This is a genomic window from Pseudomonas peradeniyensis (genome assembly GCF_014268935.2).
GTDB classification, from domain to species: Bacteria; Pseudomonadota; Gammaproteobacteria; order Pseudomonadales; family Pseudomonadaceae; genus Aquipseudomonas; species Aquipseudomonas peradeniyensis.
In genome coordinates, this window is the sequence record NZ_JABWRJ020000001.1 from 1,134,531 (window position 1) to 1,147,690 (window position 13,160).

The window sequence follows — 13,160 nt, forward strand, 5'->3', positions numbered from 1 at the left end:
GGTCAGGCGAGGCAATCGGCGTGCTGGCGCAGGGCCTGCCGGGCGTAATAGTTGAAGGTGGCGCCGTGGCGCTTGGGCCGGTCGATCCAGTCGTGGGCGTCGCGGCCAAGCTCGGGGGCGATCGGCTTGATGGTGCCGGCGGCCATCGCCAGCAGTTGCAGGCGCGCGGCGCGCTCGATCAGCTGGGCGTAGACGCAGGCCTGCTCGATGCTGGTGCCGGTGGACAGCTGGCCGTGGTGCGAGAGCAGGATGGCGCGTTTGTCGCCCAGGGCGGCGCTGATGATCTCACCTTCCTCGTTGCCCACCGGCACGCCTGGCCAGGCCTCGAGGAACGCGCAGTCCTCGTACAGTGGGCACAGGTCCATGTGCGAGACCTGCAGCGGCACTTCGAGCATCGACAGCGCGGCGACGTGGGTTGGGTGGGTGTGGATGATGCAGTTGACGTCGGGGCGGGCGCGGTACACCCAGCTGTGGAAGCGGTTGGCCGGGTTGGGCATGCCCTGGCCTTCAAGCACTTCGAGGTCTTCGTTGACCAGCAGCAGGTTGCCGGCGGTGATTTCGTCGAAGCCCAGGCCCAGTTGCTGGGTGTAGAAGGTGCCCGGCTGCGGGCCGCGGGCGCTGATCTGCCCGGCCAGGCCCGAGTCGTGGCCATTATCGAAGAGAATTCGGCAGGTCAGGGCCAGCTTTTCGCGCACAGTCCACGTATTATCGGCAAGCGAGCCTTGCATCTGTGTCAGTGCCTTTTGCACCAGCTGGTCTTTGCTGAGGGTAAGGGTGTTGGCCATGGGGAGCTTTCCTCTGTGGCGTGATGACGGATGTCAGGGCTGGCTCGCCCCCGAGCTTTGGACGGTGAGGGGGCGAGCCATCAGATGACACAAATAATCCTATATGACACAAAGTGTCATAAGCAAGTGCGTTTGTTCGGGAAACCCGCGTCACATGTCTATCCGACTGAAACTGCTGAGAAAGAAACTGGGCATCACCCTTGAGCAACTGGCTGAGAAGTCCGGCATGACCAAGAGCTACCTGTCCAAGGTCGAGCGCGGCCTCAACACGCCGTCGATCGCCGCCGCGCTGAAGCTGGCGCGGGCGCTGAACGTCAATGTCGAGGAGCTGTTCGACGGCGAGCACGACAGCCAAGCGCGCTACAGCCTGGTGCGCCGGGGCGAGCGCCAGGCGCTGGTGGGCGGCGGCGAGGGGCCGGGGTATGCGGTGCTGACCTCCCAAGTCGGCCAGCGCAGCCTGCTGCCGTTTCTGATCCAGCCGCCGACCACGTTCAGCGACCCGACCTTCAAGGAGCATGAAGGCGAGGAGTTCCTGTTCGTCCACGAGGGGCAGGTGGAGGTCGACTTCATGAGCGAGCGGGTGCTGCTGGAGGCGGGCGACGCCCTGCATTTCAATGCCCAGACCCCGCACCGCCTGCGTTCGGTCGGCGAGCGCCAGGCGCAGTTGCTGGTGGTGGTGCAGGGCGGCGAGGGGTGAGGGCGGGGCAATGATCGAGGTCTCGCGGTTCTGGCGTGATCCGGCATTGCCCTTCGTCGAGGCCCGGCGCGTGGGAGATGGCCGCCAGGTGTGCTACGCCGCCCATTCCCACGAGAGTTTCTCCATCGGCGTGATCACCGGCGGGCGCAGCACCTATCTGACCGGCAACGCCCGGCACGAGGTGGCGGCGGGAACCACGGTGCTGATGAGCCCGGGCGTGGTGCACACCTGCAACCCGGTCCAGGGCGAGCCTTGGTCGTACCTGATGCTGTTCGTCGACATGCCCTGGCTGCTGGCGCGTGGCTTCGCGCTGCCCTCGGCAACCTTGAGCACCTCGGCGGCGCTGTACGGGCAGTTGCTGGCGCTGTTCGCTGGGCTGTTCGAGCCCGGCAACGAGGGTCGGGAGGCGCAGTTGGAGGCGTTCTTCAAGGGCTTGCCGCAGCTGCTGGAGGCCGACGCGAGCGGCCAGCCCGCACGCCATCCACGCCTTGAGCTGGCCGCCGCGTTCATCCGTGCCCATCGCCTCGACCCGCTGACGCTGGACGACATCTGCGCCGCAGCGGGGCTGTCGCGGGCCTACCTGATCCGCGCGTTCGGCAAGCGCTTCGGCCTGACGCCCCATGGCTATCTGCTCGACCAGCGGGTGCAGCACGCCCGGGCACAACTGCGCAGCGGCAGGCCGATCGCCGAGGTGGCGCTGGAGGCGGGATTCGCCGACCAGGCGCACCTGCAGCGGGCCTTCAAGCGACACCTGGCGACCACGCCGGGGCATTACCGCAATGGCTGAAAGGCAGGATCACACCATCAGGTACAACGCACTCGCCACCAACAACCCCGCCAGCACCCGATTCAACAGGCGCATCCGCCACGGCTCGGCCAGGTACTGACGGATCACGCTGCCAGCCCAGGCCCAGCTGGCGACGGAGACAAAGCAGATCGGCCCGTAGATCCAGGTGAACTGCCACAGCAACTGCTGCTCGCCGCCGGTGTAAGCACCGATCCCGGCCACCGCCGCCAGCCAGGCCTTGGGGCTCAGCCACTGCATGGCCGCGCCGTGCCAGGCGCTGGGCGCTCGCCGGTTGTCGTCGGTGCCCAGTCCGCCATCGTCACTGGCCAGTTTCCAGGCCATGTACAGCAGAAACAGCACGCCACCCCCGTGCAGTAACCGCCCGAGCAAGGGCCAGCGCAGCAACAGTTCATGCACGCCCAGCCCCACCAGCACCAGCAGCAGGCAGAACCCCAGGGTGGCACCGGCCACATGCCCGATGCTGGCCCGCAAGCCATGGCGCGCGCCACTGCCGAGGGCGACGATGTTGACCGGTCCGGGGGAGATGGAGGCGGCCAGGGCAAAGGCCGCCATGGACAGTGTCAGGCTCATCGAACGTTTCCTTGAAGGGGGAAGGTATGGCCATCCTGGCCGAGCCTGTGACGGGCGTATTGAACAAAAATGCCCTGCCGCACCTGTTACAGCTTTTGTAATAGTTTTGCGCTATCAGAGAAATCTGCTTCGATTGTAGGATCGACATCCCTATTTTCAATCAAGGTCTATATGAGCACCTTCGCGGAGCCCCCCAGTCCCTGGCCGTCCCGGCCTTCCTTCCCCCGTCCTCGTGACGCCGCCCTCGTGAGTACCCGCTAATGGAATGGCTAGCCGACCCCACGGCCTGGCTGGGCCTGTTGACGCTTATCGTCCTCGAGCTGGTGCTGGGTATCGACAACCTGGTGTTCATCGCCATCCTCGCCGACAAGCTACCGCCGCACCAGCGTGACCGCGCCCGGGTGATCGGCCTGTCGCTGGCGCTGATCATGCGCCTGGGCCTGTTGGCCAGCATCTCGTGGATGGTGACCCTCACCGCGCCGCTGGTCGAGGTGTTCGGCAAGACCTTCTCCGGCCGTGACCTGATCATGCTGTTCGGTGGTGTGTTCCTGCTGTTCAAGGCCACCATGGAACTGCACGAACGCCTCGAGGGCCATGTCGCCCAGAGCGGCGGCGTGACCCGTCACGCAGCGTTCTGGCCGATCGTCGCGCAGATCGTGGTGCTCGACGCGGTGTTCTCGCTGGACGCGGTGATCACCGCCGTGGGCATGGTCGAGCAGCTGTCGGTGATGATGATCGCGGTGATCTTCTCCATCGGCATCATGATCGTCGCCAGCAAGCCGTTGACCCGCTTCGTCAACGCCCATCCGACGGTGATCATGCTGTGCCTGGGCTTCCTGATGATGATCGGCTTCAGCCTCACCGCCGAAGGCCTGGGTTTCCATATTCCCAAGGGCTACCTGTACGCGGCCATCGGCTTCTCGCTGCTGATCGAGCTGTTCAACCAGCTGGCCCGCGCCCGTCGCAAGCGCAGCCTGCATCAGCACCGGCCATTGCGTGAGCGCACGGCCCACGCGGTGCTGCGCCTGATGGGCGGGCGCCGGGTCGAGGCCGACGAGGTGGGCGAGGAGATCGCCGACCTGGTGGCCGGTGGCGACGAGCAGGTGGTGTTCGACCGCCGCGAGCGGGTGATGATCAGTGGCGTGCTCAACCTGGCCGAGCGGCCGATCCGCACGGTGATGACGGTGCGGGCCAAGGTCGATGCCATCGACCTGTCGCAGCCGGCCGAGGCGATCACCCAGATGCTGGTCAACTCGTCGTACTCGCGCCTGCCGCTGATCCGCGACGGGCGCATCGAGGAGCCGCTGGGCTACGTGCACAAGAAGGAGCTGCTCAAGGAACTGCTGGGCGGCAACCAGCCGGCGCTGGAGCACCTGGCGCGGGCGCCGTTGAACCTGCTGGAGAGCTTCAGCATCCTCAACGCGCTGGAGCAGATGCGCGCCCAGTCCACCCACATCGCCTTCGTGGTCAACGAATTCGGTGACTTCACCGGGGTGCTGACCATGACCGACATCCTCGAGTCGATTGCCGGCGAGCTGCCGGACGCGAGCGAGGTGGAAGGGCCGGGCGTGGTCGAGGAGGCGGGTGGCTTCGTGGTCAGTGGCGCCCTGAACCTGGCCCAGGTCCAGGCGCGTACCGGCTTTGCCGCCCGTGCCACCGAGGACTACCAGACCCTGGCGGGCCTGGTGATGAGCCTGCTGGACCGCCTGCCGGTGGTGGGCGATCACCTGGCCTGGAACGGCTGGACCATGACCGTGGTGGCGGTGGAGGAGCGTCGGGTGCGCCAGGTGCGCCTTACACCGAACGCCGACGCTGACGCAGCAGGTGCTTGATGCCTTCGAGCACCAGCACCAGCACGGCGGCCCAGATCGGCAGGTAGGTCAGCCACTGGTCGGGGCCGATGGTCTCGCCCAGCGCCAGGGCCACGCCCACCAGCAGCACCGGTTCGACGTAGCTGAGCAGGCCGAACAGGCTGAACGGCAACAGGCGGCTGGCCAGCACGTAGGCGATCAGGGCGCAGGCACTGATCGCCCCGAGCAGCGGGATCAGCCCGTACAGGCCCGGGTGCTCGACCAGGTCCGCCGCCGACAGCGGGCCCTGGATCACGAAGTACAGGGCCCACGGCAGCAGCAGGCACATGTCGCACCACAGGCCGCCCAGGTGGTCGGTGCGGCAGCGCCTTCTGAGGACGAAGTAGATCGGGTAGCCGATCATCACCAGCAGGGTTTCCCAGGCAAAGCTGCCGTGCTGGTACAGCTCGTGCCCTACCCCGAGCACGGCGAAGCTCACCGCGACCTTCTGCAGGCGCGACAGGCGTTCGCCATACACCAGCCGCCCGGTCAGCACCATGGCCAGCGGCAGCAGGAAGTAGCCCATCGACACCTCCAGGCTGCGCCCGTGCAGGGGCGCCCAGAGGAACAGCCACAACTGCACGCCCATCAGCCACGAGGTGCCGACCATGCCGAGCAGCAGCAGCGGTGTGCGGCGCACTCGCCCGAGCAGCTCACCGACCCGTTTCCAGTCCTTCGACACCAGCATGAACAGCGTCAGGCAGGGCAGGGTCAACAGGGTGCGCCAGCCGAAGATTTCCTCGCCGTCCAGGGGCTTGAGGAAGGAGGTATAGAAATACATCACGGCGAACAGACAGGACGCCATGACCGACGAAAGAATGCCTTTTGACACGAATGCCTCGGAAAACGGGAAGTGAGCGGGCGGATCAGCCGCGCATGATCTCAGGGCCATTGCCCGGCGGCAACTGCGGGCTACCCGGCTGGGCGGCCAGGGCCAGCAGCAGTTCGTCGGCGGGCATCGGCCGGGCGAACAGGTAGCCCTGCTGGAAGTCCACTTCGTGGCGTGCCAGGTAGTCGCGCTGCACCTCGGTCTCCACGCCTTCGGCGACGATGCCCAGGCCCAGCTTGGCCGAGAGCTCGATGATGGTGTCGAGGATATGCTGAGACAGGGCGTCGCCGCCGATCATGGCGACGAAGCTCTGGTCGATCTTCAGGTAGTCGACCTGGAACTGGCGCAGGTAGTTGAGGCTGGACTGGCCGGTACCGAAGTCGTCCAGGGCGATCATCACGCCCATGGCGTGCAGCTTCTCGAACAGTTCCAAGGTCACCGGGGTCGGCTCGATCAGCTTGCGCTCGGTCAGCTCCAGGGTCAGTACCACGCGCCCGGGCGGGAAGTGCTGGAGGAAGGTCTGGCAGTCGTCGAGCAGGCCCAGGTCGCGGCAATGGTCGGCGGTGATATTGATGCCGACATGGAAGCCGTCCTCCAGCAGCGCCGCATGCGGAGCCAGGGCCTGGGCGGTGTGCAGCATCAAGGCGCGGGTCATGGCGACGATCTGGCCGCTGTGCTCGGCGTAGGGAATGAACAGGTCCGGGCGCACCAGCCCTTCGCGGGGGTGCTGCCAGCGCATCAGCACTTCGACTCCGGCCCAGCGGTAGTCGCCCTTGCGCACCACCGGCTGGAAGTACGGCACGAACTCGTCGGCGTCCAGGGCCCGGTCCAGCTCGCCACGGGATGAGCTGGCGCGGCGGATCTGCCAGCGGCAGGCGACACCGGCCGCCACGCCCAGCATCAGCAGCAGGCTCAGCAGGGCGGGGTAACGCGAACGCATCAGCGCTGCCCGCTTGCCCTCGGCGTAGCCGGCGTGCACGTGGAACGGATAACGGGTGGAAGCGTACCGGCTGGCGGCGATGGCCGCGACCGGCGGCTCGCCGTCGTGAACCTGGCCATCGCTGCCCATCCAGTGATGGCCGACATGCACCTTTACCAGGTGGTCGGCGCCGATCAGGTGCAGCGCGGTGAGCAGATGGCGGCCATCCACGGTGGTGATCGCCCCCCGGTCGCCACGGCCCTCCTGACTGACCCGATAGACCAGCAGGGCCTGTCCCGGGGTGACCGAGTTGCCGTTCATCAGCCACAGTTGGCCATTGGTGTAGTCCCTGGCATCCACTGGCTCGTCGAAGTCGCCGAACAGCGAGGTGCAGTACAGGCGGTCGTGGTCGAACAGGTTGGTCGAACGCACGAAGGCGTTGCGCGTCACCTCGATGCGCAGGGCCAGTTGCACCTGATCGCAGGGTAGACCCGCCTTGGGCAGCAGTTGATGGGCGGCGGTGGACAGGCTGTCGAGGATCGCCTCGACATGCCTGCCCACTTCGCGGGCCGTGGCCTGGCTGCTGGCCTGCAGTTCCTGTTCGGTCTGCCAGCGCATCACCGCCAGCCCGCACAGCAGCGGTAGCACGCCGACACCCCAGGGCAGCAGGGCGCGCCAGCTCCAGCGGGCGGGGCGTTTGGCGGTCAGGGGCATGTGCGGGTGGACCTTCTGCGAGGCGACGGGATGCTGCTGAGAATAGCCGTTTGTCGGAACAACCTGCGAACTAAAGCGCGACAAACAAATTTACGCACTGTAGAATCGGGTTACGAATACAACAATAAGGTTCTCCGCCTCCCGGGGAATCAAGCCCGCCGAGAATGGGTCCATATGACATACCATGGGTTCAAGCTGATCATTGGTGACTTCCTGGCCCGCAGCGTGCGCGGGATCCCCTGCTCACCACCACGCCATCTCCACATCCAAAGCCTGTAATAAACCGTTTTTCGCTTATAGATGAGGACACCCACATGGCAGATATCTTCGACAACCCGATGGGCCTGGAAGGCTTCGAATTCATCGAGCTCGCTTCGCCGACCCCTGGCGTGCTGGAGCCGGTATTCCAGATTCTCGGCTTCACCAAGGTGGCCAGCCACCGCTCCAAGGATGTGCACCTGTATCGCCAGGGCGGCATCAACCTGATCCTCAACAACGAGCCCAAGAGCATCGCCTCGTACTTCGCCGCCGAGCACGGCCCGTCGGTGTGCGGCATGGCCTTCCGCGTGCGCAACGCCCATGAAGCCTACGCCCGCGCCCTGGAACTGGGCGCCCAGCCGGTGGAGATCGAAACCGGCCCGATGGAACTGCGCCTGCCGGCGATCAAGGGGATCGGTGGCGCGCCGCTGTACCTGATCGACCGCTACGAGGAAGGCAGCTCGATCTACGATATCGACTTCAAGTTCATCGAAGGCGTGGACCGCAACCCGGTCGGCGCGGGCCTGAAGATCATCGACCACCTGACCCACAACGTCTATCGCGGACGCATGGCCTACTGGGCCAACTTCTATGAAAAGCTGTTCAACTTCCGCGAAATCCGCTACTTCGACATCAAGGGCGAATACACCGGCCTGACCTCCAAGGCGATGACCGCGCCGGACGGTATGATCCGCATTCCGCTCAACGAGGAGTCGTCGAAAGGGGCGGGACAGATCGAAGAGTTCCTGATGCAGTTCAACGGAGAAGGCATCCAGCACGTGGCCTTCCTCACCGACGACCTGCTCAAGACCTGGGACGCCCTCAAGGGGCTGGGCATGCGCTTCATGACCCCGCCGCCGCAGACCTACTACGAGATGCTCGAGGAGCGCCTGCCAGGGCACGGCGAGCCGGTCGACCAGCTGCAGGCCCGCGGCATCCTGCTCGATGGCGCCTCGGCGCCGGGCGACAAGCGCCTGCTGCTGCAGATCTTCTCGGAAACCCTGCTGGGCCCGGTGTTCTTCGAGTTCATCCAGCGCAAGGGTGACGACGGCTTTGGCGAAGGCAACTTCAAGGCGCTGTTCGAGTCGATCGAGCGCGACCAGGTGCGTCGTGGCGTGCTGAGCGTCGAGTAATACGCTTTACCTGCAAGACCCATCGCGGGGCCAGCCCGGTGGTGGAGGCCGGATTCTGCCCGGTGATCAGGCTGCCATCCTCCACCACGTAAGGCGCCCAGGGATCGTCCGCCTTGCTGTACTCGCCGCCACGGGCGCCCAGCTCGTTTTCGGTCAGGAACGGCACCACCTCGTCCAGTTCCGCCAGTTTCTCCTCGGTGTTGGAGAATCCGGTCACCCTGCGTCCCTTGAGCAGCAGGCTGTTGTCGCTGAGCTTGATGTTGAGCAGGCCCACCACGCCATGACACACCGCGGCGACCGCGCCACCGCGCTCATGGATGCGCCGCGCGAGTTCTTGCAGCGGCTGGTTGTCGGGGAAGTCCCACATCACGCCATGTCCGCCGGTGTAGTAGATCGCGCTGTACTGCTCGGCCTTGACCTGCCCGGGGCTCAAGGTGGCGCCCAGGCGGTTCATGAACGTCTTGTCGTCGTACCACTGCCAGTCCAGCTCCGGCGCCATGCGCAGGCTGTGCGGGTCGATGGGCACGCAGCCGCCCGCCGGACTGACGTAGTCGACGGCAAAGCCTGCCTGCTGCACCTTGTCGATGAAGTGCACGGCCTCACCCAGCCACAGTCCTGTGGCGCGCGGGATGGTGGGGTACTTGGCGGTATTGGTCAGCACGACCAGGAGCTTCTTGTTCATGTGTGCATGCCCGTCGAATCCATGGGAAAACGGTTGGCCAGCAGGAGCGAAAGCCTTATCAGCATAGCCCTCGCCACGCAATGCGCCACGGGCGGCGGACGCTGTGCTAGGCTGCTGCAAATTCGATGCATTACCGGGGGGTAAACCATGGACAAGGGCACTTCCACTTTCCTGCAGGCCGCCATCGATGAGGCTCGCAAGGGGCTCGAGGAGGGCGGCATCCCGATCGGCTCGGTGCTGGTGCACGACGGCAAGATCATCGGCCGCGGCCATAATCGCCGGGTGCAGAACGGCAGCGCCATCCTGCATGGCGAGATGGACGCCCTGGAAAATGCCGGTAGGCAGCCTGCCCGGGTGTACCAGGAGTCTACCCTCTATACCACCTTGTCGCCTTGCGCCATGTGCAGCGGGGCTATCCTGCTGTATGGCATCAAGCACGTGGTCATCGGTGAGAACACCACGTTCATGGGAGAGGAAAAACTGCTCGGCAGCCGGGGTGTACGCCTGGACGTACACGACGATGAAGCCTGCAAGGCGCTGATGCGCCGGTTCATCGAAGAAAAGCCCGAGCTGTGGGACGAAGATATTGGCCGTTGACCTGCCTGCCGGCGGGGGTGAGATCCAGGTCATTCACCTGGCGCCGCCTTCCTCCCCGCTGGCCGCCATGGGCAAGCCCATCGCCGACTTCGACTGGTTCACGACCCCGCTGGGGCCGCTGACGTCCTGGCCGCCCGCCCTGCGTATCGCCGCCGACATGGTGCTGATGTCTCCGTTTCCCTGTGCACTGGTCTGGGGCTCGGCGCTGACCGTGATTCACAACGAGCCCTACCAGGCCCTGCTGGGCGGTGAGGGTGGCCATCAGGGGCTGTCCTTCGATGCACTCTGGGCGCAGAACTGGGAGGGCATGGGCGCGGCGGTGTTCAAGGTGCTGGAGGGGCAGGGCAGCTTGATCGAGGACGCGCCGCTGCCTGTCAAGCGAGAGGGCTTCGCGGCGACGGCCTGGGTGACGGGCTGCTATTCACCTATCCGTAATGACCAGGGTGAAGTTGCCGGCTTCCTGCATGCCCTGATCGAGACCACCGCCAGTATCGAGACCGGGCGTGAGTGGCGTGAGCTGGCGCTGTCCTTCGAGGCGCGCCTGGAGCAGTACCTGAGCGATCCGCAACATACCTGGCAGCTGTCGCCCGATGTGATGCTGATGCTCGATGCCAACCTGCACGTGCGCTCGTCGAATCCGGCCTGGCATCGCTCGCTGGGCTGGGGCGAGGCGTCGCATCTGCAGGTGACGTTGCCTGAACTGTTTCACCCTGCCGATCGCACCGAAGCCCAGCTTGCATTGAAGTCGCTGCTGCAGGGACAGGGCATGACGGCATTCGATGCTCGGGTCAGGCACAACGAAGGGCACTATTGCTGGTTCCGCTGGACCGGGGTTGCCGATCCGGCATTGCCCGCGCTGGTGGGACGGGACATCACCGCTGACCGCCAGGCGGTCCAGCGCCTGGCCGAGGCGGCGGTGCGCGACGGCCAGCGCATGGAATCCGTGGTGAAGGTCGCGGGTGGCCTGGCGCATGAAATGAACAACGTGCTGTCTGGTGTCGGCAGTAGCCTCGAACTGCTCGAGCGACGCCTGGCCCAGGGGCGGATGGAGCGTGTCGAGGAGTATGTGCAGATGGCCCGGGAATGTGCCCAGCGCGCCATTGGCCTGACCCAGAACCTGCTGGCGTTCGCCCGTAGCCAGCCGCTGTCGCCCCACCCACTGAACATCAATCGCCTGCTGCAGGAGATGGAGCCGATGTTGCGCCAGACCCTCGGCGCCGAAATGCACCTGGATTGGCAACTGGATGTCGCGCCCTGGCTGTTGCAGGTCGACGCCGATCAGTTGCGCAACGCCCTCCTGCATCTTTGCAGCAATGCCCGGGATGCCTGTCTTGGCAAGGGCACCCTGACGATCAGAACCTCCAACGAGCGCTTGGCGTTGGCCAGCGAGGGGCCGACCAGTCTACCGGCGGGCGACTACGTCACGTTGCAGATCGAGGACGATGGCCACGGCATGTCCCGGGAGGATGTGGCGAGGGCCTTCGAGCCGTTCTTCACCACCAAGCCGTTGGGGCAGGGGGCGGGCCTGGGGCTGCCCATGGTGCATGGTTTCGTGCGCCAGTCGGGGGGGCAGGCGTGGATCGAATCGACCTTGGAGCAAGGGACTCGGGTGGTGCTGATGTTTCCGCGCCATTCGGGTGTGATGCCCGAGAGCATCGCCCTGGAAGCGCTGCCGGTTCAGGCCCGGGGCGAGCGGCTGCTGTTGGTCGATGACGAAGTCAACCTGCGCGGCCTGATGAAAGAGGCGCTGGTCGAATGCGGCTTCGAGGTGTGCGATGTGGCCGATGCCAATGGCGCACTGGGCGAGTTCCGGCATCGCGGCCCGTTCGACCTGGTGATCACCGATATCGGCTTGCCGGGAGGCTTCAGTGGGCGCCAGGTGGCCAAGGCGCTGCGGATGATGAAGCCGGAGCAGAAGATCCTGTTCATCACAGGCTTCACCAGCGACCCGGTCGAGCAGGTATTGCTCGACGAACCGGGCACGGCGTTGATGTTCAAGCCGTTTTCGCTGCAGACGCTGGTCGTGCAGATTCAGCGTATGTTGCAGGCCTGAAAGAAGGGCTCAGAGCCCCTGCTGCAGGTAGGGGTCGTCTGGGTTCTGTCGTTCCAGCTCGGCCAGCAGGACCTGGACATTCTGCAGCTGGCCGGTTTCCTTCCAGTACTCGATCAGCAACACCCGCGCCCGGCGGTTGGCGGGCTGGCGGTTGAGCACGGTTTCCAGCTGCTTCTGCGCGGCATCTATTTGCTCAAGCTGGTGCAGGGTGACGGCCAGGGTATAGCGGTATTCGTTGTTTTCCGGCTCCAGCTCGACCGCGCGGGCCAGGGCCAGCAGGGCGTATTCCTGCTGCTCGTGGCGGGTCAGCCACAGCCCCAGCTCGTATTGCAGGAACGCCGAGTCGGGGCGCAGGGCCAAGGCCTTGGCCAGTACTTCACGGGAGGCGTCATGACGGCCTTGCTGCTCCAGCAGGCGCACCTGGGTGGCCAGGGCGTCCAGCCCCTCGGGCGCCACCGCCAGGCTGCGTTGCAAGGCCCTGTCGGCATCGCTGTAGGCCTGCTCATGCATGTACAGCCGGGCCAGGTGCACCTGGGCCGCGGCGTCATCGGGCTGTTGCTCCAGGGTCTGCTCGTATTGCTCCAGGGCATCCTGCAAGGGGCCAAAGTACAGGCCGATGGCGTCGGGGTCGAGTCCCAGCAGCGCGTCAACCGCAGCGAAACGCACGCTTTGCTCGTCATCCTCCAGCAGCGGGCCCAGCACCAGGCTGCGCTGGGCGGCCGGCAGCAGGCGGCGGATGCTGGAGATGGCGGCGCGGCGGACCAGCGGGTCGGCGTGCTCCAGGTCTTGCTGGGCCAGCTTCAGTGCCTGTGGCGATGGGTAGTTGGGTAGTTCGACGTAGAGCGCGGCACGGCGGATTGGTGGCAGGTCGTCGCGTTGCAGCTGCTGGTAGAGCACCCGGGCGGCGCCCGGCAGGCCGTCGTGGGCCTGGCGCAGGGCCTTGGCGTAGCTGTGCGGCGGCAGGCTGGGCGCTGCGGGCTGCTGGTCACGCCACAGGTAGCCGATCGCGATGGGCAGTACCAGTACAAGCAGCAGGGCGATCAGGATCAGGTGGCGTCGTTGCATCTGGCGGTCCGGGGTGGCGGTACCGCAGAGCTTGGGGCAGGCGGGGGGCAATTGCAATGATGGGGGCTGACCGGGTGGCTCCCGGGCAGCGCAACGCCCCTGTCGAACACCTGTTGTCCCCCCTTCCCATGTCAGCCCACCCCACCTCGATCCATTAGCGTTCCGAGCATTTCCGACTGGCTAAAGCAGGATGCTTACCA

General features: G+C 65.7%; 12 protein-coding genes. 6 read left to right on the forward strand and 6 right to left on the reverse strand.

All coding sequences use genetic code 11. The annotated features are described in order from the left end of the window. Positions 1–2: 2 nt before the first annotated feature. Positions 3–785 carry an aldolase gene (locus HU751_RS05075; RefSeq protein WP_186734060.1) on the reverse strand — a complete coding sequence of 261 codons (783 nt, stop codon included), beginning with the start codon at positions 783–785 and terminating at the stop codon, positions 3–5. A gap of 154 nt (positions 786–939) precedes the next feature. Between HU751_RS05075 and HU751_RS05080 the strand changes: the two genes are divergently transcribed. Then, positions 940–1,482, forward strand: a complete 543-nt coding sequence (locus HU751_RS05080) for a helix-turn-helix domain-containing protein (RefSeq protein WP_186734061.1) — start codon at positions 940–942, stop codon at positions 1,480–1,482. A gap of 10 nt (positions 1,483–1,492) precedes the next feature. Then, positions 1,493–2,269 carry an AraC family transcriptional regulator gene (locus HU751_RS05085; protein WP_186734062.1) on the forward strand — a complete coding sequence of 259 codons (777 nt, stop codon included), beginning with the start codon at positions 1,493–1,495 and terminating at the stop codon, positions 2,267–2,269. A 9-nt stretch (positions 2,270–2,278) separates the two neighbouring features. Here the strand turns inward: HU751_RS05085 and HU751_RS05090 are convergent, their stop codons facing one another. Continuing rightward, positions 2,279–2,860, reverse strand: a complete 582-nt coding sequence (locus tag HU751_RS05090; RefSeq protein WP_186734063.1) for a LysE family translocator — start codon at positions 2,858–2,860, stop codon at positions 2,279–2,281. Between the two features lie 260 nt (positions 2,861–3,120). On the opposite strand from HU751_RS05090, the gene HU751_RS05095 reads away from it, so the two are divergent. Further along, positions 3,121–4,692: a TerC family protein gene (locus HU751_RS05095; RefSeq protein ID WP_186734064.1), complete on the forward strand. Its 1,572-nt coding sequence runs from the start codon at positions 3,121–3,123 to the stop codon at positions 4,690–4,692. Here HU751_RS05095 and rarD read toward each other — a convergent pair. Both rarD and HU751_RS05105 read right to left on the reverse strand, forming a co-directional pair. Then, positions 4,655–5,542 carry an EamA family transporter RarD gene (gene rarD / locus HU751_RS05100; RefSeq protein WP_186734065.1) on the reverse strand — a complete coding sequence of 296 codons (888 nt, stop codon included), beginning with the start codon at positions 5,540–5,542 and terminating at the stop codon, positions 4,655–4,657. The genes HU751_RS05095 and rarD overlap by 38 nt on opposite strands. A gap of 34 nt (positions 5,543–5,576) precedes the next feature. Continuing rightward, a complete protein-coding gene (locus HU751_RS05105; RefSeq protein ID WP_186734066.1) occupies positions 5,577–7,172 on the reverse strand; it encodes an EAL domain-containing protein in 1,596 nt (531 codons plus the stop codon). 314 nt (positions 7,173–7,486) lie between these two features. Here HU751_RS05105 and hppD point away from each other — a divergent pair, with 314 nt between their 5' ends. Beyond that, positions 7,487–8,563 carry a 4-hydroxyphenylpyruvate dioxygenase gene (gene hppD / locus HU751_RS05110; RefSeq protein WP_186734067.1) on the forward strand — a complete coding sequence of 359 codons (1,077 nt, stop codon included), beginning with the start codon at positions 7,487–7,489 and terminating at the stop codon, positions 8,561–8,563. On the opposite strand, the gene HU751_RS05115 is transcribed toward hppD, so the two are convergent. After that, entirely contained in the window at positions 8,499–9,245 is a 747-nt protein-coding gene (locus HU751_RS05115; protein WP_186734068.1) for a type 1 glutamine amidotransferase domain-containing protein, read from the reverse strand. The genes hppD and HU751_RS05115 overlap by 65 nt on opposite strands. 147 nt (positions 9,246–9,392) lie before the next feature. Between HU751_RS05115 and HU751_RS05120 the strand changes: the two genes are divergently transcribed. Further along, a complete protein-coding gene (locus HU751_RS05120) occupies positions 9,393–9,842 on the forward strand; it encodes a nucleoside deaminase (protein WP_186734069.1) in 450 nt (149 codons plus the stop codon). Continuing rightward, on the forward strand, positions 9,832–11,895 hold the full coding sequence (locus tag HU751_RS05125; protein ID WP_225933225.1) for a hybrid sensor histidine kinase/response regulator: 2,064 nt from the start codon (positions 9,832–9,834) through the stop codon (positions 11,893–11,895). The genes HU751_RS05120 and HU751_RS05125 overlap by 11 nt, the downstream gene beginning before the upstream one ends. 9 nt (positions 11,896–11,904) lie before the next feature. Here HU751_RS05125 and HU751_RS05130 read toward each other — a convergent pair whose 3' ends face one another. Further along, positions 11,905–12,960: a HEAT repeat domain-containing protein gene (locus HU751_RS05130; RefSeq protein ID WP_186734070.1), complete on the reverse strand. Its 1,056-nt coding sequence runs from the start codon at positions 12,958–12,960 to the stop codon at positions 11,905–11,907. Positions 12,961–13,160 lie beyond the last annotated feature (200 nt).